This window comes from Marinactinospora endophytica (assembly GCF_054780875.1).
Genome location: NZ_BAAGVM010000005.1, coordinates 254,297 through 276,889, shown reverse-complemented (window position 1 = coordinate 276,889; position 22,593 = coordinate 254,297). Strand labels below are relative to the sequence as shown.

Here is a 22,593-nt window from a genome sequence, read left to right as displayed (position 1 = left end):
CCGGGTCTTTCCGAAGACCACCGCGCTGGGACGCCCGGGATCTCCGTCGGACCTCACTCCCCGAGGCGGCGCAACGTCCGCATGGCCTCCCGTTCCAGGCGCGAAACGTCACGCAGGACCGTGCCGGCCTCTTCGAGGCACCGCGCGTCACCCGTTCCACCGGCCCGCGCGATCAGCGCCGCGACCTCGGTCCACAGGGACGCGGCCTCGGCGTAGAGCCCGTGGCCGGTGCGCAGGCGGCTGTCGTCGAGGAGTTCGGCGCACTCGGCGAGGAAGTCGCGGTAGAGGTTGCGGAACAGGGCGCCACCGGTGCCGCCCTCCTCCATCAGGAAGGCGACCTGCGACAGGTCCCGCCGCGGGTCGTCGGTCCGCTGGAACCACGTGGGCACCAGCCTGGCGGCCTTCTCGATGCCCCGGTAGCCGAGGTTGGCGATGGGCGGGTCGAGGAAGGCGGCGGCACAGGCCGTGATGGCGGGGACGACGTGCTCCCGGGGGCGGGGCGGTTTCCCCGCAACGGTGAGGGTGAAGGAACGATGCCGGGCGGTCATCGGGCCGCGCGCGGCCCTGGCCCGGGCGAGGCTGACCCGACTCGTGGACACCGGTTCACCCTGCCGTCCGGTGTCCACCAGGTGGGCGTCGTGGTCGTCGTAACCGCACATGGCGACGATATGGCCGCCGAAGTGCACCTTCGCCGTGAAGTACTCCAGGTGGTAGCTGTCGAGTTGCAGCCCGACGGGGCGTCCGGCGTCGATGGGGGCCGTCACGTTCTCCCAGGCCCTGCGGGGAGAGGTGGTCTCCTTGACCGCGAGCTCCAGTCCCAGCCTGGTCGCCAGGTTCCTGGTGAGCTCGAAGGGCTTGACCCGACCTCCGAGGAAGGGGAAGCCCATGTTCCTGCTGTCCCAGTAGAGGAAGGACAGACCCGAGCCGAGGCCGAAGAGCATGGGCTCGGACAGGTCGATCCCTTCGTGCCGCAACAGCACCCCCAGGGTGTTCGTCTCGCAATGGCGCGCGCCTCGGGCGACGACGCCCCTCACCCTCGTCATGTCATGTCCTCTCGGACGGGGATGACCACCCGGGTCACCTGTTCCTCGTGTAGCGTCTTCGCCGGCCCGACGACATAGGCCTCGCGCGCGGGGGCCCACGGGCGCAGACCGCGTTCGTGGATGGCGGTGAAGAGCGCGTTGTAGGCCAGGGGCAGCCGGGCGTAGGACCCGATGTGCACGGTCTCGACCACGGGTCCACCGGGAAGCACCTCGAACTCCAGACCGGGCGCCTCCCACCCCGGCGGCGTCTGCGCCGCGAGGGCGATCTCCATCGGCTCGCCCACGTCCAGCGGGTACAGCCCCCACAGTGGCTGCTCCCAGGCAACTCCCGCCCGGCCGAGGGCGGGCAGCAGCCGGCCCGCGCACTCCTCGACCCCCGCGCCGATCCCCGAGGGTGAGCAGACGGTCCGCGCCACCGCCAGCCGCCGCCGCGGTTCCCTGCCCATCTTCACCTCGTAGCCGGACAGGCCGTCCTCGGCCAACCGTTCCAGCATCTCCAGTCGGGCCTGATCCCTGCGGATCCGCTCGGCCAGCCGGTCCCGCTCGGCAAGCAGGATCCGCGCCCTGTCCCCGGGGTCGGCGGCCAGTGTCCGGGCGATCACGGCGAGGGGAAGGTCCATCTCCCGGAGCAGGGCGATGGTCAGGGCGTCGCCGGCCTGCGCGGGGGCGTAGTAGCGGTAGCCGGAGTCGACGTCCACGTGGATCGGGGCCAACAGCCCGATCTCGTCATAGTGCCGCAGCTGTTTGACGCTGAGCCGGCACAGGCGGGCGAAGCGCCCGATGGTGAGGAGTCCATCTCGCACCCCACCATGGTGGACCCTCCCACGATGGGAGAGTCCACCCGCGGTGTCGGCGGTTGCGGAGCGGCGCCGCTCTCCCGCTCCGTCGCCCTCGCTTGACGTGTTCGGACCGGGCGGCGGGCACGGTCGGCGGGCCGACCGTTCGGGGAGGTCGGTACCGCGATGCCGACGGTGCGCGGCCCGCCGGACACCGTCGTGACGGCCCGCCCCGAAAGGGGCCGCGAAATCGTTCGGAAAAATCTCGGAGAGGATGTCGATCCGGCCGTATCCCGTTCGTCGTCATGGTGCGCGACGCTTCACCGCACCCAGATCACGAAGCCGACAGGAGCCCAGAACATGAAGTACATGCTGCTGATCAACGCCGGAAGCGCGGACGCCGACGGCACGGCCGTCGGATGCACCGTCCAGGACTGGATGGACTACGACGCGTCGGTCCGCGACGCGGGGATCCTGGTGTCGGCGGAATCCCTCGCCGACCTGGTCACCGCCACCACCGTCCAGGTCGGTCCCGACGGGGAGCGAACGGTGGTGGACGGCCCCTTCGCGGAGAGCCGCGAACTCCTCGGGGGCTTCTATGTCATCGACGTCCCCGACCTGGACGCCGCGCTGGACTGGGCCGCACGCTGCCCGGGGGCGCGCGGCGGGGGAGCGGTGGTGGTGCGGCCGGTCGCCGACTTCGGCGCCTGACCGCCGTGGAGGGACGGGCGATCGACACGGGGGCGGCGATGGAGGCGCTGTTCCGCGAGGAGCGCGGGCGGCTCCTCGCCTCCCTCACCCGGGGGTTCGGCGACCTCGACCTGGCCGAGGAGGCCGCTTCCGAGGCGATCGAGGCGGCCCTGGCCCACTGGCCCGCGCACGGGGTCCCGTCCCGGCCCGGCGCCTGGTTGCTGACGACGGCCCGCCGTAAGGCCGTCGACCGGTTACGCCGGGACCAGGCGTATGCCGCCCGGCTCGCCGTCATGTACGTGGAGGCGGGCCGGGCCGCCTCCACCCCGGCCGAGGGCACCGGAGCGGAGTTCCCCGACGAGCGGCTGCAACTGTTCTTCACCTGCGCTCATCCGGCCCTGCCCGCGCCGGCGCGTGGGGCACTGACCCTGCGTTACCTGGCCGGGTTGACCACGGCCGAGGTCGCGCGGGCCTTCCTCGTCCCCACGGCGACGATGGCCCAGCGGATCGTGCGGGCGAAGCGGAAGATCCGGGAGGCCCGCATCCCCTTCCGGGTGCCCGATGCCGACGAGCTGCCCCGGCGCCTTCCCGACGTCCTCCAGGTCCTCTACTCGCTCTTCACCGAGGGGTACGCGGCCAGTTCGGGGGAGGAGCTCCAGCGGCCGGACCTGGCCGAGGAGTCCATCCGGCTCACGCGGATCCTGCGCCGCCTCCTGCCCTCCGAGCATGAGGTGGCGGGGTTGCTGGCCTTGATGCTGCTGGTCCACGCGCGTCGCGCGGCCCGCACCGGGCCGGACGGGGAACTCGTCCTGCTGGAGGCGCAGGACCGCGGGCTGTGGGACCGGGATCTCATCGAGGAGGGCCGTGTCCTGGTGACCGAGGCCCTGACCGAAGGACGCGCGGGCGTCTACGGGGTGCAGGCGGCGATCGCCGCGCTGCACGACGAGGCGGTGGACGTGGCGAGCACCGACTGGGCGCAGATCGTGGCCCTCTATGACGTGCTGCTGGCGCTGGCGCCGTCCCCGGTGGTCCGCCTCAACCGGGCCGTGGCCGTGGCGATGCGCGACGGCCCCGAGGCCGGTCTGGTCCTGTTGGACGAGCTGGCCGATGAGGAACGGTTGCGCCACCACCATCCCTACGCGGCGGCGAGGGCGGAGCTGTTGCACCGGCTCGGCCGTCTGCCCGAGGCCGCCGCGGCCTACCAGCGGGCGCTGGAACTGGTGGGCACCGAGCCCGAGCGCAGGTATCTGTGGCGCAGGTTGCGCGCCACCGGGCAGGCCAGTGGGGACGCCGCGGGCGCTCCCGAGGATTCGGGCTCCGAACAGGGAGGATGAGCGACGAGCGCGGAGATCGGGGAGGTCCGTGGAGAGCGGGTGGCCCTGTTCTCATGTGGCGAGAAGGGCCGATTCGACCCGATTGGCTCACCTGATGGTCGGGGCCCGCGAAGCGGTTCCGCCGCTGGAATCCGTCCGGTGGGACGACCGTCATGTACCCGGAGCGGGACGGCCGTACCCGGGATCGCCGGTCCTTTCCGGGGGAGGGCCGGACTTTCTTGCGGGACCGCTGTCTCCTCGCGCCCTCGACGGCCGGGACGCCGCCTCGGTGGCGTCCCGGCCGAGGGGCAGAACCGTTCCGGTTCGAGGCGCAACGCGGTGACGCCGCACTCGAACGGCCGGGCCGTGACGAGCCGGAGACGCCGGTAGGCGTCGAGACGGGGGAACACCGGCACGCCCGCGCCGAGCGCGACGAGGTTGACGAACAGGTGGAGTTCGTCGAGCAGGTCCTGGGTGATGAGGCTCGGCACGGGCGTCCCACCCCCGTAGGGGATGACGTCCCACCGGACTCGTCCTTGAGCCGCCGCACGGCCGCGGCGAGATCGCCGGCGACGACCACCCGCTCACCGGCCGCGAGGTCGACGTGCTGCGGGAGACGAGCGAGGGGTATTCGATCGCCGAGATCGCCGCCCGGTTCCACCTGGCGGAGGGGACCGTCCACAACCACCTGTCCGATGCCACGCAGAAGACGCGGACGCGGACGCGGATCCGGCACCAGCCGGCGCGGTACGCGCGGGAGCACGACCGGTTGTGGGCGGCGGTGGCGGCCCCGCGGCGATCCGGCGACCGCCGGGGCGCTGCCGCCGCGGGCGGACCTGACGGCCCCTCACCGGTCCGGCCGGGCACACCCGCGCGCGGGTGTGCCCGGCCGCGAGGGGAGCCCCTTCGGAGCCGGACCGGGCCGCCGGCCGGTCAGTGGTTGCCGGTGAGTTCCCCGGTGAGGGTGGTGTGGATGCGGGCGCTGTGCTCGTTGAGGCCCACGATCTCCACGGTCTTGCGCCGGGCCGCGTACTTGGTGGTGATCGCGTCCAGGGCGGCGACGGTGGAGGCGTCCCAGATGTGGGCGCGGGTCAGGTCGATGACGACGTGGTCGGGGTCGCCGGCGTAGTCGAAGTGGTGGACCAGGTCGTTGCTGGAGGCGAAGAACAATTCACCGGTGACGACGTAGACGACCTGGCCGCCGTCGGGGTCGACCACCGAGGACACCTCGACCAGGTGGGCGACCCGGCGGGCGAAGATCACCATCGCCGTGATGACGCCGACGATGACACCGATGGCCAGGTTGTGGGTGGCGACCACCACGGCGACGGTGACGACCATGACCACGGTCTCGCCCAGCGGCATGCGCCTGAGCGTGGCCGGCGCGACCGAGTGCCAGTCGAAGGTCGACACCGACACGATGATCATGACGGCGACCAGGGCGGCCATGGGGATCTGGGAGACCCATGGTCCGAACACGATGCACAGGACCATCAGGAACACCCCGGCCAGGAAGGTCGACAGCCGGGTGCGCGCGCCCGAGGTCTTGACGTTGATCATGGTCTGGCCGATCATCGCGCAGCCGCCCATGCCGCCGAAGAGGCCGGTGACGATGTTGGCGACGCCCTGGCCGATGGACTCGCGCGTCTTGTTGGAGAGGGTGTCGGTGATGTCGTCGACGAGCTTGGCCGTCATCAGCGACTCCATCAGCCCCACCAGCGCGAAGGCCAGCGCGTAGGGAGCGACGAGGGTGAGGGTGTCCAGGGTGAACGGCACATCGGGGATGCCGGGCACCGGTAGGGAGGAGGGCAGTTCGCCCTTGTCGCCCACGGTGGGCACCGCGAGCCCGGCACCGATGGTCAGCGCGGTCAGCGCGACGATGGACACCAGCGGGGCGGGCACCACCCGGGTCAGCCTCGGGAACAGGACCATGATGACCAGCGCCGCCACGACCAGCGGGTAGACGATCCAGGGAACGTCGCGCAGCTCGGGCACCTGGGCCATGAAGATGAGGATGGCCAGGGCGTTGACGAAGCCCACCATCACCGACCGGGGGACGAACCGCATCAGCCGGGCCACCCCCAGCGCGCCCAGCACCACCTGGAAGACGCCGCCCAGGATGACGGCGGCGACGAGATGGCCCAGGCCGTGGTTGATGGACAACGGCGCCACGACCAGCGCGATCGCGCCGGTGGCCGCCGAGATCATCGCCCTTCGCCCGCCGACGACGGAGATGACCACGGCCATGGTGAAGGAGGCGAACAGCCCCACGCTCGGGTCGACCCCGGCGATGATCGAGAAGGAGATCGCCTCGGGGATCAGGGCGAGGGCCACCACCAGGCCGGCCAGCACCTCGGTGCGCAGCGTCGCCGGGGAGGGGAGGGGCGGGAGGGAGAAACGTCGGCGTGTGGGCGCCGCGGGTGAGCTCATGGGTCCGATCTCATGCCGGGCGGCCCGCTCTTTCGGACCGCGAAACGTCGGGGACGAGGGCCGGTGGGCACCGTCCTGTGAGGTGGAGCGGCGGGCGTGGACCTCCCGGTGGTGCGGCGACGCTGCCGCGGCCCTGATCCCGGAGGGGGCGTTCAGGAGGGGAGCACCGGAGAGGCGCCGTGGCGCTTCCACGGGCCATCGACCCGCAACTCTACTCTTACGTAAGGGTAGAGTTGCGGCCGGAGTCGTGAGACGGTCGTCACGGTCGCGCTGGCGGGTCCGGCCGGGCCGCAGCGGCGGCCCCCGACGGCCGGGGGAGCCCCTCAGCCGGACGGGTGCTCGTACTTGGCGCGCTGGGCCTGCAACCGACCGCCGAACTCCTCGGCCATCGCGATCCGCTCGCGCAGCACCCGGCACCGCTCCTCGGTGGCCTGGGCGAACACGTCCAGCCGGGCCAGCAACTCGGCGTGCCGGGACTCGTCGACGTCTCCCGCCGCCAGCTCGTCGAGGGTGGCCAGCAGGTCGCGCATCTCCTCCAGGCTGAACTCCAGGGGCTTCATGCGCTTGATGAGCAGCAGCCGCTCGACATCGGAGGTGGTGTAGAGACGGAACCCGCCCTTGGAGCGGGCGGACGGTTCCACCAGTCCCACCTCGCCGTAGTAGCGGATCGTCCGCAGCGACAGCCCGGTCCGTTCGGCGACCTCGCCGATCTGCATGCGCTCCTCACCCACTGGGGCACCTCCATGACACCCATCCCCGTCACCGGGGAGGCCCCTCGGCCGGCGGCGTCCGTCCGGGGCCGTCCCGGAGGAACAGGAACAAGGGTGCCATGCCCGGCGCCCCGCCTCGCGCGGGCCGCGCTCCTCCCGTCCGAGGCCGTATCCCCGGACGAGTCCGTCCCGGTGACGACAGAGGCACCGCCGCCTTCGCGGAAGCGGTCGGGTCGAGCCGGTGACGCGTCCGACCGTGTGGCGGTCCGGGAGGATCTCCCCGAGGCCAACGTTTTCTCCCCCCGTTTCGATACCGAACACACCGATGTCTTTCACCACACCGGTTTTTCGGGACAGGAGGACTTTCATGTGTTAGGTTCGAGGAAGTTGCAGTCGTGATACCCGCTGAATTTCCATCTCTTCGGGCGATCACCGCGGTGACCGGAAAATCGTCATCCGCGGTTTTCTTTATGTTCCGAACGAGAGGCATCCATATGGCGACCGGTACGGTCAAGTGGTTCAACGGCAGCAAGGGCTTCGGCTTCATCGAGCAGGACGGCGGCGGCCCCGACGTCTTCGCCCACTACTCGAACATCCAGGCCACGGGCTATCGCGAGCTGGCCGAGGGCCAGGCCGTGCAGTTCGACGCCGTCGCGGGGGCCAAGGGGCCCCAGGCCGAGAACATCACCCTGATCTAGGGGAGCCGACGCTCCTCCAGCGGCAGGGGCCCGCCCTCTGGGCGCCGGCCCCGCCGCTTTTCTCTTTTTCTCCGCCGGATTCTGCAGCCGTCGTTCTCCGGCCGGCACCGGCGTCCACCACTCCCGGGATTTCTCGCGTCGAAACGCGGTCACCCCATCACTTTTTCGGCGTACCCGGTTCTCTCCGCGAGGTCGCACGGCCTCACGCCCGGCGAACGCCGTTGGCGAAAGGCCCCACATGAGTCATCCACACCGCACTGGCACGAGCCGTGGCCGGCCCTCCCGAGGGGACGGCCGGCAGCGCCCCCGCACCCCGGAGCGTCCCCGAGGCGGGGCGGGTCCCTCCGGTGAGTTCGCCCTCCCGGACACCGCCACCCCGGCGCTTCCGCCGGTGGACTCCTTCGAGGCGCTGGACATGCCCGCGCCGTTGAAGCGGACCCTGGCCCGCCACGGCCTGACCGTCCCGTCCGCGATCCAGGCGGCGACCCTGCCCAACTCCCTGGCCGGGCGCGACGTGCTGGGCCGCAGTCGAACCGGGTCGGGCAAGACCCTGGCCTTCGGGCTGGCCCTGCTCGCCCGGCTGGAGGGGCGCGACGCCCAGCCCCGACGGCCCTTGGCCCTGGTACTCGCCCCCACCCGGGAGCTGGCCCAGCAGGTGACCGAGTCGTTGGCTCCCTACGCGCGCTCGGTGGGGGCGCGCACGGCGACGGTCGTGGGTGGCATGCCCATCGGCCGTCAAGCGCGCGTCCTGAGCGAAGGCGTCCACCTGGTCGTGGCCACCCCGGGACGCCTGCGCGACCTGATGGAACGCGGCGACTGCGTCGTGGACCGGGTGGAGTGCGCCGTCCTGGACGAGGCCGACCAGATGACCGACATGGGATTCATGCCGCAGGTGACCGCGATCCTCCGGCAGATTCCGGCCGGCGGCCGGCGCATGCTGTTCTCGGCGACCCTCGACCGCAACGTCGACGCGTTGGTCCGCCGCTTCCTGAGCGACCCGGTGGTCCACTCGGTCGACCGGTCCGAGGGCGCGGTCTCCACCATGGAACACCATGTCGTCCACGTGACGCAGACGCACAAGAGGGACGTCGCGACCCGGATCGCGGCCCGTGACGGCCGGGTGATCATGTTCCTCGACACCAAGCGCGCCGTGGACCGCATGGCCGAGCACCTGCTGGCCAACGGTGTCCTCGCCGCGCCCCTGCACGGCGGCCGAAGCCAACCGCAGCGCACGCGCACTCTCGACCAGTTCAAGCGGGGGGACGTCACCGCGCTGATCGCCACCAACGTGGCGGCGCGCGGCATCCACGTGGACGGCCTGGACCTGGTGGTCAACATCGATCCGCCCACCGACCACAAGGACTACCTGCATCGGGGCGGGCGCACCGCCCGGGCCGGGGAGTCCGGAAGCGTGGTCACCCTCGTGCTGCCCACCCAGCGGCGCGACATGACCCGGCTGATGAGCCGGGCCCGGATCGAACCGCACACGCTGAGGGCCGATGACGAGGATCCGGAGCTGAGCAGGGTGACCGGGGCACGCGAACCCTCGGGCGTACCGGTCCGCCTGCCCGTCGCGGCCCCGCGGGCGGGGCGGCGCCGTGGCGCCGTCGCGCGTCGACCGCGCCGCTGACCGAACGCGCCGGGGGCCGAGAGCGGAACGCTCTCGGCCCCCGGCCGTCCGTCCGCCGACGCGCGGGACCTCTCCCGTCCGGGTGCCGAATACGGGATTCACCGACGGGACCTCGCCCTTTCCCCAGAGGGAGCCCTCACGAGAGGACCACGGGCACCATCACGTGCCCGGTGCGGGGCTCGGGGGACGGCAGCGTCAGCGGAAGCCGGCCGCCGGGTCCGTCCCCAGACGGATTCCGGCCACGCCGGGAACGACGCGAGAGTGTCCGTGGCGCACCCGTTGTCCGCGGGACCCGCAAGGTGGCGTCCGGCTTCCCCGAAGGCGGAACCGGTAGGCCCTTGGCGGAGGACGTCTCGCCATATTCCCAGGTCGAGGATGTCAGGCTGTGGCCATCACCGGCACTCCTCCGACCACATCGCCGTTGAGCGCGCCCTCGCCTGGAGGGGGCACCGTAGGCGGGCCGAAGATCTGCGGCCGCCCCCATGTCGTGAAGCGCCGGCGGCGATGGTCCCGGTCACGCCCGTAGCGCGTCGATCGCGGTGTCGATCGCGGCCAGAGCCGCCGTCCTGTCGAGACCGGCCCTGGAGCCGGGTGAGAGGCCTTGGACGAGGTAGAGCAGGAGCCGGGCCTGAGCCTCGGGGGTGGCGGTGTCGGTGACTTCTCCAGCGGCCTGGGCGCGGCGAAGGGCGTCGGCGACGATGTCGGTGAAGCGCCGGTAGGAGCGGGTGACGATCTCCGTCGCCTCGCTGTCATGGGGGACGAGCTCGGCGGTGGTGTTGCCGACCAGGCAACCGTGCGGGATGCCCACGTCGGAGACCAGCTCGTCCAGGCGGGCCGGGTGGGTCGGGATCTCCCGGAGGGCCGGCAGAAGGGGAAACGCCGGGCGAGCCGCTACCGCGGGCCGACTGGACCTCTTCGTCCTCGACGACGCCGACAGGGAGCTGATCGCCCCAAGCACCGCGACGCGAATCGGCCGCGCTTCGCGCTCCAGCCGCGCACCGCGGTCCCCGAGGAGGCGGTCGGCTCCCTCGCCGAGCAGCTCGGTGCCGCCGATCCGGCCCGCCCGGCCGAGTACGCCTCTTCCTGTCGTTTTCCTGGTCTGTACGGCGAACCTTTCTGGTCGGCCGCGAGGAGCTGTCAGCTGAGCTGCTCGGCCAGCGCGACGATGATCCCCTCGGGGCCGCGGACGTAGCAGAGCCGGTAGCTGTCCTCGTACTGGGCCAGCTCACCGACGAGTTCGGCGCCGTGAGTGCGCAGGCGGGCAACGACGTCCTCGATGTCGTGGACGGCGAACATGACGCGATGCATGCCCAGCGTGTTGTGGGGCGGGTTATGCGAACCGGCGCCGATCGCCGCGGGGGCGAGGTATTTCGCCAGTTCGATTCGGCCGTGTCCGTCCGGGGTCCGCAACATCGCGATGTCACAGCGGACGCCGTCGAGTCCGACGGTGCGGTCCGCCCAGAGGCCCTCGATCCGCGCTTCGCCCTCCAGTTCCATGCCGAGTTCCACGAAGAACGCGATAGCAGCCTCAAGGTCGGCGACGACAATGCCGACGTTGTCCATCCGTTGAATCGTCATGGTGGTGCTCCTTCCCCGTCGAGCGGCCTGTCGTGGCCGCTGGTGTCCCTGGGGCGGAGCCGGCGCCACGTTCTCGGCATCCGGAACGTGCCGAGTTCCAGGGACCCGCATCCGGCCGCCACCGCGCTGGGGCGCCCCCGCCTGGGACGGCGACCCGGCGGCGGGAGGGAGCGTGCTCGGCGGTGATGCGCGCCGCGGTCTCCTCGCCCAGGCGGACGTGCCTGCCCAAGGCGACAGACGGACGTGGCGCGACGTCGCCGGGGCCCGGCCGCTGCGAGGCGGGTGAGCGCGGAATGGCGCAGCCGGTGCAGCGTCCATCTGTCCGTGTGCGGGTCGTGGGCGATGCCGACCTGCTTGAACACCACTCCGCCGGGGGGAGGACGACCGGCCCCGCCCGCTCGCCGGGGCGGCGCCGGCCAGCACGCGGTCCCTCTGCCCGACGCCGGTCGGACGGAAGCACCAGACCCGGGGCGCGCCCGGACAGCAGCCGGGACGGCGGGCGGTGGCTCAGTGCACGTACTCCACCGCCCCGCCCATGGACCCGGTGCAGTAGGTCCGGCGGCAAAGCGGTCTCGTGTGCCACCGCCCATCGTGAGCCCTGTGCCACAGCGCCGGGCTGCTGAAAGGAACGGGCCCGACCCGGAGGCCGGTGCGGGCCGCGGGTGCGGCCGCCGCGCCGAACCTCCGGACCGCCCACCGGTGGGAGAGCGATCGGCCGGAGGCCCGGTCGGGCGCGGTCAGGGGGATCAGTCGACGAGCACGACGGTCTTGCCGGGCAGCCGCCCGGCGGCGGCCTCCTCGTGCACGGCGGCCAGCTCGCCCAATGGGCGGTGAGCGGCGACGTGGAGCCGGATCCTGCCGGCATCCACCTTGGCGACGAGATCGGTCAGCTGGGCTCCGTCACTGCGGACCCACAGGCTCGCGCTGCGCACCTTCCGGTCGGGGTTCTCGGGAATCGGGCCGGCCGTGCTGGCGGCGACCCCGCCGTCGGCGACGTAGTTCGTCAGCTGGGCGAGTTCCTCCGGGGAGAGGCGCACATGGTTCACCACGACCTGGAACGGACCGCCCACGGCGGCCGGGCCCGCGGCGAGGTCGAGGGGGCCGACGACCCGGTCCGCGCCGTAGCCCCGAAGGCGGTCGGCGTGCTGCGGCGCGTCCACCGCGGTCACATGCGCTCCCGCGTCGACCGCGAGCTGCACCACGAGGCTGCCCACCGCACCCCCCGCCCCGTTGACCAGGACGGTCTGACCGGGCTTCAGCTCGGCGAGTTCGAAGGCCGTCTGCCAGGCCGCCAGGCCGGTCAGCGGCAGTGCCGCGGCGTCGACCAGCTCGATCGTCTGAGGTGCCGGGGCCAGGGACTCGGCCGGGGCGAGTGCGTACTCGGCGGCCCCGCCGGCGGAGTCGAGGGGCAGCATCGCCACGACTCGGTCGCCGACGTCCAGGCCCGTCACCTCCGCGCCGAGTTCAACGACGGTGCCCGCCAGGTCGATCCCCGTCACGTACGGAAGAGTGATCGGCATCATCTCGGCCAGGGCGCCGGCGCGGATGTGGTCGTCGACCGGATTGAACGACGTGGCCGCCACCCGCACCAGCACCTGCCCGGTGCCGGGGACCGGACGGTCGACGTCCTCGTAGCGCAGGACCTCGCTGCCGCCGAACTCGTGGAAACGGATTGCCTTCATGAACTTTCCTCCAGGGTGTATTGATGTCGTCGCCGAGGGATGGGCGAACAGGCGCGAAGCTGAAGCGCGTCGAGGCGCTCAGGTCAGTTGCACCGACCGGATGGAGTTGCCCATCACCATGCGGTCGATGGCGCTCACGGCGCTGCCGGGGTCATCGGCGGCGCCGACGGTGAACAGCAGCGGGACGAAATGGTCGGCCGTCGGATGGGCGACCGCGGCGTCGGGTGCCTTGGTGCGGTAGTCGATGAGGGCATCGGCGTCGCCCCGGGAGAGGGCGTCAACGGCCCATTCGTCGAAGGCCGCGGTGGCGGCGGCGAGCTCCGGCCTGCGGAAGACGGTGAAGCTGTGCGTCATGAAGCCCGAGCCGAGGACGAGGATGCCTTCTTCGCGCAGGGGCCGCAGGCGTGTTCCGAGCCCGAGCAGAGCGCTGGGGTCCAGGCTGGGCATCGATAACTGCACGACCGGGACGTCGGCGGCGGGATACATGGCCATGAGCGGGATGAAGGCCCCGTGGTCGAGGCCGCGGTCGGCGAACTCGTGCACCGGTGTCGGGCCCAGCAGGCCCGTGAGTCGCCGAGCCAGGTCGGTGGCGTCCGGGGTCGCGTAGGGAAGGGTCTTGTAGCGGGGGTGGAAGCCGCTGAAGTCGTAGTAGAGCGGGACGCCGGCCGCGGCTCCGGATATCGCGACCGGCGCCTGTTCCCAGTGGGCCGAGACGACGACGATGGCCCGGGGTTTGGGCATCGACCGGGCCCAGTCGAAGAGGTCGCCGAGCCACTGCGGATCGTCGAGGGTGAACGGCGCGCCGTGGCTGACGAAGAGGCTGGGCAGGGGCCCGTCGGAGGGGTCCCACACCCGCTGCTCGCGCGCCTGTGGCAGGACCCGGGCAAGGAGGTCGTCGTAGGCCGCGGCTGGTGCGCGCGCCGGAAAGGGGGAATTCGGACTGCTCGTGGTGGTCGTCAAAACCAGCTCCTTCACTTGCCTCAGCAAGTATTTTTACTTGCCGAGGCAAGTGAAAGGTAGCCCATTAAGAGTTGCCTGGGCAAGTGATGCGAGTTGCCCGGGCAAGTATGATGAAGCTCATGGACACTCAACCCTGGCTCGACGACGACCAGCAGGAGCTGTGGCAGGCGCTGCTCACGGTCGTCATCGCCCTCCCAGCGGCCCTCGACCGCCAGCTGCAGCGAGAGGCAGGTATCTCCAACTTCGAGTACGGGGTCTTGGCGCGGTTGTCCATGGCCGACGAGGCCACCATGCGGCTCAGCGACCTGGCCCGGGTCTGCGACAGCACCCTGCCCCGCCTGTCGAAGGTGATGGACCGGTTCGAAGCCCGTGACTGGGTCGTCCGCCGCCCCGACCCCGGCGACGGTCGATACACCCTCGCCACCCTGACCGGCGCCGGCCGGCAGAAGCTCGCCGAGAGCGCACCGGAACACGTCGCGCAGGTGAAGCGGCTCGTGTTCGATCCGCTCAGCGCCGCTCAGCGCCGCCACCTCGGGACCGCACTCACCCGCATCGCCGCTACCGTGCGCCGGGAACTCGAAGGAGGCTGAGCGCCGTCCTCAGGCGAGTTCTTCCGTCGGCTCTGCGGCGCCAGTGATGCGGTACATGGGGAAGATACGGCCGTCTGGAGCAGGGCGAGGGGCACGGCGGGGGTGCGGGACAGCGCACCGGGGGCGGGCCGCCTGCCGGACGCACGGGGCGGCGCGCCAGGGGGAGCACCGCCCCGGCGACGGCGGTGGGCCAGGGAGCTGGAGTGCAGCACCCTCCGGACGATGACCCCGACCTCCTCCGGCGGCCTGCCGTCCGGCCTCCACTGGAACGGACCGGAAGCAGGTCTGAGCCCACTCCCTCGTCCGCGCGCCACCGCTCAAGCAGCACATCCACGTGGCGCCGGGAGATCCGCGGTTTCGCGGCGCCTCCGCCGTTCCGCCCGGACGCCGCGACAGCGGGACGACGACTACGCCGAACCGTCGGTCGGATCGGCTTCAGGCGGATGCGGCGGTCCTCGGCCTGGGCGAGGACCGCCGCCGGCCTCCCTCCCGCTAGCCCTCGGCCAGCACGGTGAAGGCGAACCCCACGCTCGTCGGACGGCGCAGCGAGACGTCGCACTTGATCCGGCGCAGCACCTCGTTCCTGCTGAGGCCGAGTCCCTGCGCGATGAGCCGCTCCGGACGCACCGGCACCGGATCCGCGAAGACGACCTTTATCCGGACCGGCCACGCCTCGTCGAGCCGCACCGACGGGGTGTCCAGCCGCCAGGCCCCCTTCCAGTCCAGGGTGAAGCGGTTGCGCCGGGCGAGCAGCGGATCCACCAGCCTGGACGCCACCAATTCCGGATCGTTGGCCCGGTAGCCGTCGAGCTCGGCCGGGTCGACGGACCTGACCGGCGCTCGCTCGTACACGGTGAGCTTGCTCGTCCGATCACAGGACACGCAGCGAACCAGCAGCCACACGTCCAGCCGTCTGCCGTTGGCGTTGACGCGGAACCTGCCCGCGCCGGTGGTGGCCGTCTCCGAGCGGCAGTCCAGGCACCGCATCGACAGCAGGGGCAGCCTGGTCCGGCGGATGACCCAGGGCAGCACAGTATGAGGTTGTGAGGACATGATCTCTCTAGACCTGACACGAAGCCGATCGAGCGCGGCCTCAAACGCTGTGGGACCGGGCGCGTATGGGCGGCCCGGCGGCGCCGACGGAAGAAAGGTCGGCTTGAAGTGAGCGAGAGAAGGTGTCAGATCCGAAGAGCAGGCGGGGTCACGCGGTTGGTCCTCTGTTCTCACTGCGACGGGGTCTTGGGCAACCTACGGGAACGCGGAGGAAGGGCTCAACCGTTTTTTGCGGCGCTGGCCCCTGTCGCCTGAACCCACACCCCGGTGCGACCGCGGCCATAGTCGTGAGCCCGGGGTAAGGGGTGGCGGACAGGTCTGAGCGGCGGGGCCGCCGGTCCCACCGGGCCTCTCGCCGAGCTTGTGCCAGGGGCGTGTGGACGCCGCCGAGACGGCCCGCGATTGCGGCGGCACGGCCGGACTCCCCGCCCTGACGGCGGGCGGGGCGTGGCGGCGATCCTCCGGCGAGGCCGGGCCGGAGAGCAGGGGGCGCGCCCCCAGCACCCTGACAGCGGCGCCGTGGCGGAACACCGCCCTCGGAAGCGCCCGATGTTCTGACATCATCCCGCGGGACCGGGGCGCGTCGCCCGGCTCCGTGCGCGCCGGCCGCCGCCGGGGGAGCGGAAGGTCCTACCTCTTCGGGGGGCCGGTCCTGGACCGGTCCTCTCCGTCGGGGAACGCGTTCCCGTCCTCCTGGGAGCGTGCCTGGCGCACCACCGTACACAGGTCACGGAGCGGGTCGCGGGTCTGCGCCTCACAGGCGAGCCGCCGCAGCGACGAGCGGAACGCCGTGGCGTTCGCGGGGTCGAGCGGGCCGAGCAGGTGCGCCTCGACGTGCCGGAGCTCCTCCCGGCACCGCCGCCACACCGCTGCGCCCTCGTCGGTGGCGACGATCAGCCGGCTACGCCGATCGGCCGGATCGGGGCGGCGGGTCACCAGGCCGCGCTCCGCGAGATCGTCGATGAGGTAGGTGAGGACGGTCCGGTCGACCCCCAGTTCCTCGGAGATGGCCCCCTGGTTGCGGGGAGGTTCGGCGACGGCGGCGGTGAGGACCTGGTAGCCGCGGGGGCCGCCCGGCAGATCGTGGAGGGCGTGCTCGGCGGCCTTGGCGTAGGCGCGGAAAAGGACGCCCAGCATCCACCCGAGGTCGTCGTCGAGTCGCCCGGGGTGGCCGCCGTCCCTGTGCCCGTCCGTCATGCCCCAATGCTAGGCCATGTCACAGATATTGGAGGCGGCAGATATTCTGTCAAACAGAACATATTGGAGCCGGCGGTTCCCACGATGAGGCCCGCCCGGACCGATCACAGGAGACGACGATGACCGCGCACACGCCCAGGAGCGACCGGCGATGACGGACTACGGCCACCCGCTGTCCTTCGGGGCCTTCATCACCCCGGCCAACGCCGACCCCGCACGGACGGTCGACCTCGCCGTCCTCTCCGAACAGGTCGGACTGGACCTGGTGAGTTTCCAGGACCACCCCTACCAGCCGGCCTTCCTCGACACCTGGACCCTGTTGAGCTACGTCGCGGCCCGCACCCAGCGTGTGCGCCTGGCCGCCAACGTCACCAACCTGCCGCTGCGGCCACCGGCGGTGCTGGCCCGCAGCGTGGCCAGCCTGGACCTGCTCAGCGGCGGCCGGGTGGAACTCGGCCTGGGCGCCGGAGGGTTCTGGGACGCGATCGAGGCCATGGGCGGACGCCGGCTCACCGGCGGGCAGGCCGTGCGTTCCCTGGAGGAGGCCATCGACGTCATCCGACAGATGTGGGACGTCCAGGCGCGCGGCGGCGTCCGCGTCGACGGCGAGTTCCACCGGGTGTGGGGCGCCAAGCGCGGCCCGGCGCCGGCCCACCGCGCCGAGATCTGGCTCGGCGCCTACAAGCCGCGCATGCTGGCCCTGACCGGGCGCGCGGCCGACGGCTGGCTGCCGTCGATGCCCTACCTGAAACCCGGCGACCTCACCGCCGGCAACACGATCGTCGACGAGGCCGCGCAGGAGGCGGGCCGGTCCCCCTCGCGGGTGCGCCGGCTGCTCAACATCACCGGCCGCTTCGACCCGGCCTCGCGCGGCCCGCTGGACGGCCCGGTCGGGCAGTGGGTCGAGGAGCTCGCCGAACTGGCCCTGGACGAGGGCGTGAGCGTGTTCATCCTCGGCAGCGATGACCCGGACGACCTGCGCCGCTTCGCCGCCGAGGTGGCCCCGGCCGTACGCGAGCTGGTGACCGCCGAACGCTCCCCCTCCGCCCCCGCGGCCGCCTCCCGGCCCAGGGCCGCGTCGGTCACCCGGACCGGCGAGGCGCGCGGCCCCTTCGCCGTCCTCCCCACGCCGGACGACGGCGTCCGCCGCAGTGACAGGCGGGTGTGGGACGAGTCGACCCGGCCCACCGGGCCGGCGCCGGACCCCGAGCGCACCTACACCGCGCGCGAGCAGGCCGCCGGACAGCACCTGGTCGACGTCCACGACGCGCTGCGCGCCGAACTCGCCCAGATCCACGACCTCATCGACCAGGTGGCCGCCGGGGCGATGGACGTCGGCACCGCGCGTTCGCACATCAACACGATGACCATGCGCCAGAACAACTGGACGCTGGGCACCTACTGCGAGTCCTACTGCCGGGTCGTCACCACCCACCACACGATCGAGGACCAGTCGATGTTCCCCCACCTGCGGCGTCGCGACCCCCGCCTCGCCCCGGTGATCGACCGGCTGGAGGAGGAGCACCGGGCCATCCACGACGTGCTCGAAGGGGTCGACCGGGCGCTGGTGGCCTTCGTGTCCAGGCCGGACGGCATGGCCGAACTCCGCGCCGCGGTGGACCTGCTCACCGACACCCTGCTGTCGCACCTGGCCTACGAGGAGCGGGAGCTCGTCGAGCCGATCGCCCGGCTCGGGATGCACTGAGCGTTGTGCCTCCCCTTTCCGTCCGATGGGTCGTCCCGCCGGGCGGAGAGGGGACGGCACCGACCGCGGGGTCCTCACCGGGGTGTTCCCCGGACCCGCGCGGAACCGGACGGGCACGGCTCAGGCCCCGTCCAGGTAGTCCTCCGCCCCTCCGTCCCGGACGGTGTCGAGGGTGACGCAGTGGAATCCCCCGCCCAGGACACGCGCGTGCCGCAGCCGGTGCGGCAGGACGTCGATCCCATGCCGTTCCAGGGCCGCGATCAGCTCGGTCTGGTCGGCGTCGACCACGGCGGCCCGCGGATCGACCATGAGCAGGTTCATCCCGACCCACGGGGTGCTCAGGGTGTGCGGCAGCGCCGTCGGCCCGGTGCGCATCGGCGGACACCAGATGACGTCCCAGCCGCGCAGCGGGGCCGGAACGGTCTCGGGGGTGACCCGTTCGGGGGTTGAGGAGGACCAGCCCGGGACGCAGCAGCGCGATCGTGCTGTCGATGTGGGTCCCCTCGTAGAGGCCCACCAGCGGGTGCAGCCGGATCTCGCCCAGCAGGCGCAACGTGGACTCCAGCCAGCGGAACCCCATCCGGTTGCCGCTGCGCGAGACCTGGTAGAAGACGTCACGCCCCAGCCGCAGACAGTTGGCCGCCTCGAAGGCCGGCTCGGCCTCGCCCAGCACGGGCCTTCCCCGCTCGTCGTACTCGTAAAGCTCGTCACGGAGCCGGGGCTTGGGCGCCGCCAGCCAGTGCGCTCCGCGCAGCAGGTAGTCCTGGAACAGGTCGCGGAGCCCGAACAGCTCGTTGTAGCGGGCCCGCATGGGGCTGGGGGTCTCGATGATGGTCGTCCCCACGACCAGGGCGAGGTCGCGGGGACAGTAGGAGCTGCGCCCGCGCGAGCGCCACCCCGGCGCGCCGTACTCGTCCGCGTGGTCGACCGCCGGTGGCCGGTGCACGGTGACCCCGAGCCCGCGCAGCGCCGCCGCCAGCTCCTCCAGGTCCTCGTTGGACTCCTCGATGACCCGTGCCGGGAACAGGCCGGTCTCGATGCGTTCCAGCTCGGCGGGGCCGAGGTCGGGATAGCAGTTGAGCCAGGCCGAGGGGTCGCGCTGGTCGGGGATGCGCGAATGGGTGGCGTCACCGACGATCACCTCGCGCAACGTGGTGAACTCGTCCCACGAGTGGACCGCGGGACGTGGGGCCGCGGCGGCGGCCGGAGGTCGTGGGGAGGAGAGGGAACCTGGGGCGGACATGCTGCTTCCCGTCGTGACGTGCCGGCTGGGATGGGGTCAGGGGGACAGGGCGGAGACGCGCTTCTCGTAGGCCCGGGCGGTTTCCAGGTCCTTGGCCACGACACAGTAGGTGACCCGGCCGCGACTGGCCGCGTAGTCGGCGGTGATCAGCACCCCCGTCCGCGAGGAGGGGTCGTAGGCGATCCCTTCCTCGGCGAGCGCCGCGAGCGCGGCGGGCAGGGAGGTCACCTCCCAGTGGGCGGCGCGTTCCAGGAAGATCCGACGTCGGCGGTGGTATTCGCCGACGACGCGGCCGATCACGTTCACGTGGATCTGGGTGGACGCGGTGACCCTGCCGTTGACCTCGCTGAAGAACAGCTCCCCGGCGGGGGTGCGGATGGCGTCGGCGCACAGGTTGCTGCGGTAGCCCATGGCCCGGAAGGCGTCGCACAGCCGGCGGGCCTGCTCGACCAGGCGCGCCTCCTCGTCCCGGGTGATCGAGACGGGCGGGATCACCTCGCCGGCGGCGACGGGCTCCATCAGGATCTCGCCGGTGCCCCGCAGTTCGCAGCCATTGTCGTCGACCTCGAACTCGGCGTAGACGGTCACCGCGTCGGTGAGGTAGCGCTCGATGACGACCCGGTGACCCCGGTGGCCGGTCAGCCACTCCCAGCGGCGGTCCAGGTAGTCGCGCAGGGACTCGTCGTCGGGCAGCGTGACGACCTCCAGGGCCCCGGCCGCCCGGACCCGGCCGTCGCGGCTGAGGATCTCGTTGCCCAGGCCACCGGCCGCCACCTGCTGTTTCACCATGACGGGGTGGCCGGAGTCCAGGAGCGTCCTGATCGCCGTCTCCGCGCGTTCGCGCCGGTCGGTGGAGACGCCGGGGGCCACGGGGACCCCCGCCGCGGCGGCGACCGCGCGGAACACCGCCTTGTTGTTGGCCAGCGCGTCGCCCTCGTGGGAGCTGAAGGCGTGGCCGGGGACTGCGGCCTCGAAACCCAGCGCCGAGGCCAGGTCGGTGACGGCCAGGTCGGTGTAGAAGCACACCACCCGCCGCGCCGGACGGTCGGCGAGCACCGAGGCGAGTTCCGCCCGGAAGGAGGGCGCGTACAGGCGGTCGGCGCTGAGTACGTCGGGGCCGAGCGAGCCGGGCGGGGGGACCAGGACGCGCAGTGTCTCCGGGTCGGTGTCGGTCACCGTGGTCACGTAGTCGAGGTAGACCGGATCGGGCCGTGAGGGCAGGACGAGGACGTCGCCGGTGCGCGCGTACCACAGCAGGCGGTGGGCACCCTGCCCGAAGGCCCGCAGGCGTTCCGGCGACACCCGGGTGAGGTCGCCGACGATCTCCTCGGGGAAGTTGGCGATGAGCAGCGTTGTCACGACGGCGCCTCCACGGTCGGGACGGGGATGGGACTCGGGGCGGGGCCGAGGGGTCAGCGTTCCCGGCGGGCCGGATCGGTGGAGGGGGCGCGTCCGGTCCGGGTCAGGGCCGCCCACGTGAGCGCCGTGACCCCCAGGCCGAGGAGCGTCAGACCGGAGACGAGCAGTACCCCTTGGGCGCCGAGGGCGATGAGCAGCGGCGTCGCGGCCATGGCCCCCAGCGGAGAGGCCATCCCGGTGAGCGCACCCCGCGCGGCGAGGACCTGCGGCAGCGAACCGGGATCCGCCGAACGCTGGAACAGGGCGGTCGTCGTCGCGGGGAACGGCCCCCAGAAGAGACCGCACAGACCGAAGCAGACCCAGGACACGATGACCGGCGGTCCCAGGCCGATCCCCGCCAGCGCGCCGCCGAAGCCGAGGATGATCACCGTGGTGGCGGGCAGCAGGGGCACCCGGCGCAGGTAGCCCGCGAGGAGGGCGCCGGCCACCGCGCCGACGCCGAAGGCGGTGTAGAACCCGGCGAGGACGGAGGCGGGGGCGCCCAGGTCCTCCACCACGTGGATCGGGATGGCCACGGTGGAGGGGCCGAAGAACAGGAAGAAACCGAAGGAGAGCAGGAGGAGACCGAGCAGGGCGGGGTCCCGGACGATCGCGCGCAGCCCCTCGCTCCTGGACGCTCCCGCCTCCACCCTGCTCGTCCGGTGGTCGGCGGGGACGGCGAACCGGTAGGTCGCGGCGAGGACCGCGAAGGACAGGGCGACCAGGCCCAGGACGTGTTCGGGGCCGCCGTGCTCGATGACCAGGGCGGCCAGGAGCGGCCCGACCACGGTGGACAGTTCCAGCATGACGTTGACGACCGCGTTGCCCGCGAGATGGTGTTCCCGTGGCAGCAGCTCGGAGAGCATCGTGTAGCGGCCGGCCTTGCCCCAGGCGCTGAACAGAGAGGAGACCCCGAGCAGGACCACGTACAGCAGGACGTCCAGCGCCCCCGCCATGTGCAGCAGGGGGATCGCCGCGAGCGCGACGGCCCGCAGGATCGCGTCCCAGCCGGCGAGCTGGGCGCCGCTGCGTCCGTTGAGGAGACGCCCGAAGACGAGCACGCCGAGCGTTCCGGGAAGGACGTAGGCGGTGACCGCCGCGGTGACCCAGACGGCCCGTTGGTCGGCGGGGGCCAGGGAGATGGCCAGCCAGCTCACCGCGACGGAGCTCATCCCGCCGCCGAGGGCGGACACGCCGATGCCGGGCAGGATCCGCCGGAGCAGGGGGTGGGTGAGGACCGGCCAGTACGGTGTTCGTTCGGCGGCTCGCGCCAGCGCCGAATTCCTGAGCATCGCGTGAACGCTTTCCGTGGAGGGGAGCCTGCGCCCTGTGTGCTTATGGGAGAGCCGGGGGCTCCCTGAAAGGCCGGCGCGGGACCGGAGGGTCGCCGTTTCCGGCCCCGCTCTCCGTCATGCGATGGGTTAGAAGGGCATCTTCATCGTGTCCACCTCCAAGAGGCCCGACCAGGGCGACGATCAACCGACGCCCCCCGAACGTTAACCTCGGATTCCCGAAAAAGACAAGGACTTTTTCGGCGATAGGCGGAAATGTCCGGGAGGTCGGCCGCGTTGTGGCAGCTCATCGCCCTGACGTGGCCGGGACCGGAGAACAGGGAGCGGCTTGTCCGGTCGAGAGAAAGGGAATTGATCGCGCTGCTCCCAGGGGGCGAAGTTCATGGCGGGGACGGGGATAAATCAGTTCCCTTTTGTTGCTGGAGTGAATTCCGGGGCGGAAGTATGGAGGTGCCGTCATTCCCTCCGTCCTTGATACCGGAATGCGGGATGTTCCCCGTCTCATCGGATCCGGCGCTTCGTGACACCGGGGGGAGGGGACGCCACGACCGGCGGCCCGGGCGGGGGCCCTCGAGGTGTCCGGTGTCCGGGCGCGCCCCGACGCG

At 71.9% G+C, this 22,593-nt stretch carries 19 protein-coding genes and 1 pseudogene; 7 read left to right on the top strand and 13 right to left on the bottom strand.

Annotated elements, in window-relative coordinates:
• Positions 1-53: 53 nt before the first annotated feature.
• A complete protein-coding gene (locus ACYVHU_RS12015; protein ID WP_078761152.1) occupies positions 54-1,043 on the bottom strand; it encodes a BtrH N-terminal domain-containing protein in 990 nt (329 codons plus the stop codon).
• The gene (locus tag ACYVHU_RS12010) at positions 1,040-1,846 is read right to left on the bottom strand and encodes a MerR family transcriptional regulator (RefSeq protein ID WP_078761153.1); all 807 of its coding nucleotides are present in this window, start codon (positions 1,844-1,846) and stop codon (positions 1,040-1,042) included. The genes ACYVHU_RS12015 and ACYVHU_RS12010 overlap by 4 nt, the downstream gene beginning before the upstream one ends.
• Before the next feature lie 333 nt (positions 1,847-2,179).
• Between ACYVHU_RS12010 and ACYVHU_RS12005 the strand changes: the two genes are divergently transcribed.
• The 3 genes and pseudogenes from ACYVHU_RS12005 to ACYVHU_RS11995 all read left to right on the top strand — a co-directional run.
• Complete coding sequence (locus ACYVHU_RS12005) at positions 2,180-2,530, top strand: YciI family protein (RefSeq protein WP_078761154.1); 351 nt, start codon at positions 2,180-2,182, stop codon at positions 2,528-2,530.
• A gap of 5 nt (positions 2,531-2,535) precedes the next feature.
• A complete protein-coding gene (locus ACYVHU_RS12000) occupies positions 2,536-3,843 on the top strand; it encodes an RNA polymerase sigma factor (RefSeq protein WP_327308171.1) in 1,308 nt (435 codons plus the stop codon).
• Between the two features lie 541 nt (positions 3,844-4,384).
• Positions 4,385-4,534: pseudogene (locus ACYVHU_RS11995) on the top strand (helix-turn-helix domain-containing protein); the annotation flags it as partial.
• A 221-nt stretch (positions 4,535-4,755) separates the two neighbouring features.
• Here the strand turns inward: ACYVHU_RS11995 and ACYVHU_RS11990 are convergent.
• Together ACYVHU_RS11990 and ACYVHU_RS11985 are read right to left on the bottom strand one after the other, a co-directional pair.
• Positions 4,756-6,252 carry a SulP family inorganic anion transporter gene (locus ACYVHU_RS11990; RefSeq protein ID WP_078761155.1) on the bottom strand — a complete coding sequence of 499 codons (1,497 nt, stop codon included), beginning with the start codon at positions 6,250-6,252 and terminating at the stop codon, positions 4,756-4,758.
• Between the two features lie 323 nt (positions 6,253-6,575).
• Complete coding sequence (locus ACYVHU_RS11985) at positions 6,576-6,968, bottom strand: MerR family transcriptional regulator (RefSeq protein ID WP_078761367.1); 393 nt, start codon at positions 6,966-6,968, stop codon at positions 6,576-6,578.
• 488 nt (positions 6,969-7,456) lie between these two features.
• Between ACYVHU_RS11985 and ACYVHU_RS11980 the strand changes: the two genes are divergently transcribed.
• Together ACYVHU_RS11980 and ACYVHU_RS11975 are read left to right on the top strand one after the other, a co-directional pair.
• A complete protein-coding gene (locus ACYVHU_RS11980) occupies positions 7,457-7,660 on the top strand; it encodes a cold-shock protein (protein ID WP_078761156.1) in 204 nt (67 codons plus the stop codon).
• Between the two features lie 238 nt (positions 7,661-7,898).
• Positions 7,899-9,290 (top strand): DEAD/DEAH box helicase, encoded by a 1,392-nt coding sequence (locus tag ACYVHU_RS11975; protein ID WP_078761157.1) that lies wholly within the window; start codon positions 7,899-7,901, stop codon positions 9,288-9,290.
• A gap of 514 nt (positions 9,291-9,804) precedes the next feature.
• On the opposite strand, the gene ACYVHU_RS11970 is transcribed toward ACYVHU_RS11975, so the two are convergent.
• The 4 genes from ACYVHU_RS11970 to ACYVHU_RS11955 all read right to left on the bottom strand — a co-directional run bounded on the left by ACYVHU_RS11970 (position 9,805) and on the right by ACYVHU_RS11955 (position 13,510).
• Positions 9,805-10,098, bottom strand: a complete 294-nt coding sequence (locus ACYVHU_RS11970) for a TetR family transcriptional regulator C-terminal domain-containing protein (RefSeq protein WP_432940586.1) — start codon at positions 10,096-10,098, stop codon at positions 9,805-9,807.
• Positions 10,099-10,427: 329 nt separating this feature from the next.
• The gene (locus tag ACYVHU_RS11965) at positions 10,428-10,853 is read right to left on the bottom strand and encodes a VOC family protein (RefSeq protein ID WP_200813597.1); all 426 of its coding nucleotides are present in this window, start codon (positions 10,851-10,853) and stop codon (positions 10,428-10,430) included.
• Positions 10,854-11,614: 761 nt separating this feature from the next.
• Entirely contained in the window at positions 11,615-12,550 is a 936-nt protein-coding gene (locus tag ACYVHU_RS11960) for an NADP-dependent oxidoreductase (RefSeq protein ID WP_078761160.1), read from the bottom strand.
• 78 nt (positions 12,551-12,628) lie between these two features.
• Positions 12,629-13,510 carry a DODA-type extradiol aromatic ring-opening family dioxygenase gene (locus ACYVHU_RS11955; protein WP_078761161.1) on the bottom strand — a complete coding sequence of 294 codons (882 nt, stop codon included), beginning with the start codon at positions 13,508-13,510 and terminating at the stop codon, positions 12,629-12,631.
• Positions 13,511-13,629: 119 nt separating this feature from the next.
• On the opposite strand from ACYVHU_RS11955, the gene ACYVHU_RS11950 reads away from it, so the two are divergent.
• Positions 13,630-14,100, top strand: coding sequence for a MarR family winged helix-turn-helix transcriptional regulator (locus ACYVHU_RS11950; protein WP_078761162.1), 471 nt, complete (start codon positions 13,630-13,632; stop codon positions 14,098-14,100).
• Between the two features lie 492 nt (positions 14,101-14,592).
• On the opposite strand, the gene ACYVHU_RS11945 is transcribed toward ACYVHU_RS11950, so the two are convergent.
• Entirely contained in the window at positions 14,593-15,132 is a 540-nt protein-coding gene (locus tag ACYVHU_RS11945) for a DUF1062 domain-containing protein (protein WP_498948386.1), read from the bottom strand.
• A 651-nt stretch (positions 15,133-15,783) separates the two neighbouring features.
• Entirely contained in the window at positions 15,784-16,350 is a 567-nt protein-coding gene (locus ACYVHU_RS11940) for a MarR family winged helix-turn-helix transcriptional regulator (protein WP_498948385.1), read from the bottom strand.
• A gap of 151 nt (positions 16,351-16,501) precedes the next feature.
• On the opposite strand from ACYVHU_RS11940, the gene ACYVHU_RS11935 reads away from it, so the two are divergent.
• Positions 16,502-18,055, top strand: a complete 1,554-nt coding sequence (locus ACYVHU_RS11935) for an LLM class flavin-dependent oxidoreductase (RefSeq protein WP_498948384.1) — start codon at positions 16,502-16,504, stop codon at positions 18,053-18,055.
• Here the strand turns inward: ACYVHU_RS11935 and ACYVHU_RS11930 are convergent.
• From ACYVHU_RS11930 to ACYVHU_RS11920, 3 genes are read right to left on the bottom strand one after another with little or no spacing between them, the layout of a single operon-like run.
• Positions 17,976-19,298 (bottom strand): hypothetical protein, encoded by a 1,323-nt coding sequence (locus ACYVHU_RS11930; RefSeq protein WP_498948383.1) that lies wholly within the window; start codon positions 19,296-19,298, stop codon positions 17,976-17,978. The genes ACYVHU_RS11935 and ACYVHU_RS11930 overlap by 80 nt on opposite strands.
• Before the next feature lie 36 nt (positions 19,299-19,334).
• Positions 19,335-20,657: a preATP grasp domain-containing protein gene (locus tag ACYVHU_RS11925; RefSeq protein ID WP_498948382.1), complete on the bottom strand. Its 1,323-nt coding sequence runs from the start codon at positions 20,655-20,657 to the stop codon at positions 19,335-19,337.
• 53 nt (positions 20,658-20,710) lie between these two features.
• Positions 20,711-21,988, bottom strand: coding sequence for an MFS transporter (locus ACYVHU_RS11920; RefSeq protein ID WP_078761169.1), 1,278 nt, complete (start codon positions 21,986-21,988; stop codon positions 20,711-20,713).
• Between the last annotated feature and the right edge of the window lie 605 nt (positions 21,989-22,593).

Excerpts from the sequence above, each read along its gene's own strand:
- ACYVHU_RS11980 (WP_078761156.1), top strand. The coding sequence starts at position 7,457 with ATGGCGACCGGTACGGTCAAGTGGTTCAACGGCAGCAAGGGCTTCGGC.
- ACYVHU_RS11935 (WP_498948384.1), top strand. The coding sequence starts at position 16,502 with ATGACGGACTACGGCCACCCGCTGTCCTTCGGGGCCTTCATCACCCCG.
- ACYVHU_RS11990 (WP_078761155.1), bottom strand. The coding sequence starts at position 6,252 with ATGAGCTCACCCGCGGCGCCCACACGCCGACGTTTCTCCCTCCCGCCC.
- ACYVHU_RS11940 (WP_498948385.1), bottom strand. The coding sequence starts at position 16,350 with ATGACGGACGGGCACAGGGACGGCGGCCACCCCGGGCGACTCGACGAC.
- ACYVHU_RS11985 (WP_078761367.1), bottom strand. The coding sequence starts at position 6,968 with ATGCAGATCGGCGAGGTCGCCGAACGGACCGGGCTGTCGCTGCGGACG.
- ACYVHU_RS12015 (WP_078761152.1), bottom strand. The coding sequence starts at position 1,043 with ATGACGAGGGTGAGGGGCGTCGTCGCCCGAGGCGCGCGCCATTGCGAG.
- ACYVHU_RS11930 (WP_498948383.1), bottom strand. The coding sequence starts at position 19,298 with ATGTCCGCCCCAGGTTCCCTCTCCTCCCCACGACCTCCGGCCGCCGCC.
- ACYVHU_RS11965 (WP_200813597.1), bottom strand. The coding sequence starts at position 10,853 with ATGGACAACGTCGGCATTGTCGTCGCCGACCTTGAGGCTGCTATCGCG.
- ACYVHU_RS11920 (WP_078761169.1), bottom strand. The coding sequence starts at position 21,988 with ATGCTCAGGAATTCGGCGCTGGCGCGAGCCGCCGAACGAACACCGTAC.
- ACYVHU_RS11960 (WP_078761160.1), bottom strand. The coding sequence starts at position 12,550 with ATGAAGGCAATCCGTTTCCACGAGTTCGGCGGCAGCGAGGTCCTGCGC.
- ACYVHU_RS11975 (WP_078761157.1), top strand. The coding sequence starts at position 7,899 with ATGAGTCATCCACACCGCACTGGCACGAGCCGTGGCCGGCCCTCCCGA.
- ACYVHU_RS12005 (WP_078761154.1), top strand. The coding sequence starts at position 2,180 with ATGAAGTACATGCTGCTGATCAACGCCGGAAGCGCGGACGCCGACGGC.
- ACYVHU_RS11950 (WP_078761162.1), top strand. The coding sequence starts at position 13,630 with ATGGACACTCAACCCTGGCTCGACGACGACCAGCAGGAGCTGTGGCAG.